The organism is Anaeromyxobacter sp. PSR-1 (assembly GCF_000964525.1).
Classification (GTDB): Bacteria; Myxococcota; Myxococcia; order Myxococcales; family Anaeromyxobacteraceae; genus Anaeromyxobacter.
Genome location: NZ_BAZG01000324.1, coordinates 1 through 2,186, shown reverse-complemented (window position 1 = coordinate 2,186; position 2,186 = coordinate 1). Strand labels below are relative to the sequence as shown.

Sequence of the window (2,186 nt, the reverse complement as noted above, 5' to 3'; positions counted from 1 at the left end):
GTGGTTCACCGCCTCGACCGCGGGCACGGCGGCGAGCACCGGCGCGGGCGCCTCGGCCGCGGCGCCCTCCACCACGATGAGCAGGCCGCCCAGCGTGATCTGGTCCCCGGCACGCAGCGCGCCGCGGCTGACCTTCTTGCCGTTGACGAAGGTCCCCTCGGCGCTGCCCATGTCGATGATGGAGATGGCGCCGTCCGGCGAGACCTCGATCACCGAGTGGATGCGCGAGACCTTCTCGTCATCGAGCACGAGGTGCGCCGACGCGAGGCGTCCGATCTTGATGATCTCGCGGCTGAACTGCTCGCTTCGCACGAGCTCGTTGCCGCGGAACACCTTGAGGGTGATGGGGGTGGCCATGGTCTCCCGGGTGGTCGCCTTGGGTGACGGCTACAGGTCGCCGGATGCCTGCATCACCTTGTCGCGCCAGTCCTCGCGGATCTTGATGAGGTTGGAGTGGTCCACCTTCTGGCGCGACTCCACGTACTCGCCGTCGGGCCGCTTCAGGTCGCCCTCGATGGTGTCGTCCTCGAAGTTGATCACCGTCTTCTTCTCGTACTCGACCTTGCCCTGAGGCTGCTGGGCCGCCCCCTGGCCCTTCGACTGGGCGGATGCCGCGAGCGGAACGCCGAGCACCAGCATGAGCAGAAGCATTCGCATCTTCGAACCCCGATTCTCGTTGGCCGAGGCTATCACCGCGGCCGGTGGTGCAAGTAGCAACGCCTGTGCTCCGGAACCGACCTCGACGCTCACCGTGACGGGTTCGGGGGCGATGTGGGAGCGGCACCTCCGCCCGCACCGGTGCCCGGCTCCGCCGGCTCGCCCTTCCCCGCCCCCGCCCCTGCCCCGGCGGCGGCAGGCGCGACCGCGGGCGCGGCCGCCGCGGCCTTGCGCGCGGCGGCCTCCGCCGCCTTGCGCTCCGCGTCCCGCTGCATCTCCTTCGCGGCCTCCTGCGCCCGCCGGTTCTCGGCCACGATCTGCTCGCACTCGCGCTGGAGCTTGAGCGCCGGCGAGTCGGCGGCCGCCACCGGCCCCACCATCCGGCCGTAGGCGCGGAGCTCCTCCAGCGCCGGCTCGCACTCGTTCTTCACCCGCATGAACAGCACGCCGCGGGCGAGGTGCACCTCGGGCAGCGCGTCGCCGGACGCCTCCTGCGCCCGCGCGTACGCCGCCAGCGCCTCGTCCGGCTTGTCCAGGTGCCGCTTCGCGACGCCCAGCGCGAGCCAGGCCGGCGCGCTCTTCGGATCCGCGCGCACCATGGCCTGGGCGTGCTCCGCCACCACCGGCCAGCGGCGCCCCTTCACGGCGGCGTCGAGCAGCGCGCGGCGGGCCGGCAGGAAGCCGTCGTCGAGGGCGAGCGCCTTGCGCCACTGCACCGCCGCGGCCTCGACCTCGCCCTGCTTCGCCAGCACCTCGCCGGCGAGGAACGGCAGCTCCGGCTCGGACGGCGCGAGCTTCTGCGCGCGCAGCAGGATGAGCTGCGCCACGTCCAGGTTGCCGCGCTGCAGGGAGACCCGCGCCATCACCACGTACGCGCCCACCGAGCGCGGGTCGCGCAGCAGGGCCTCGCGGGCCAGCCGCCAGGCCTCGTCGAGCTGCCCGGCGTTGCGGTACATCGCCGCGAGCCGCTCGCGCGCGCGGGCGTCCTCGGGGAAGTCGCGCACCACCGCCGCGTAGATCGACTGCGCGCCGGCCAGGTCGCCCTGCTTCTCGAGCAGCACGCCCAGGTTGACGGCCGCCTGGCGCAGGCCCGGCTTCGCGGCGAGCGCCTTCTGGTACTCGGCCCGCGCCTCGTCCACGCGCCCCTGCGCCTCGAGCGCGACGCCCAGGTTGTGCCGCGCCTCGGCGACCTCGCCCGCGTCGAGGACCGCGCGCCACTTGCGCTCGAGGACCGCCCAGTCGGTGGGCACCTTGAGCCGGCGCTGGTCCTCCTGCGCCTGGACGGCCTCGGCGTAGAGCCGCTGCGAGCGGGCCGAGAGCGCCTCGGCCGCGTCGGCGGGGAGCCCCGGCCGGGGCGGGCGCCTGACGCCGGCGCCGGGGCGCTCGCGCGCGAGCCGGCCGCAGCCGGCGGCGGCGAGCAGGAGCAGCAGGGAGGCGGTGCGCGCGGTGGTCACGGCAGGAGGTCCTCGTCCTCGTCGCCGCCCTTCTTGCGGCGGGGGAGCTGCGGCTCGGCGTCGGCGCGGCCGGCG

At 74.7% G+C, this 2,186-nt stretch carries 3 protein-coding genes; all 3 read right to left on the bottom strand.

Features of this window, described 5'->3' with window-relative positions:
* Window positions 1-357: FHA domain-containing protein (locus PSR1_RS23015; RefSeq protein ID WP_152643431.1), on the bottom strand; the 357-nt coding region annotated here is incomplete at its 3' end.
* Between the two features lie 30 nt (window positions 358-387).
* Window positions 388-657: an adventurous gliding motility protein CglF gene (cglF, locus tag PSR1_RS23010; protein WP_059439616.1), complete on the bottom strand. Its 270-nt coding sequence runs from the start codon at window positions 655-657 to the stop codon at window positions 388-390.
* A gap of 89 nt (window positions 658-746) precedes the next feature.
* Window positions 747-2,111, bottom strand: a complete 1,365-nt coding sequence (gene gltE / locus PSR1_RS23005; RefSeq protein WP_237758217.1) for an adventurous gliding motility TPR repeat lipoprotein GltE — start codon at window positions 2,109-2,111, stop codon at window positions 747-749.
* Window positions 2,112-2,186: the final 75 nt, after the last annotated feature.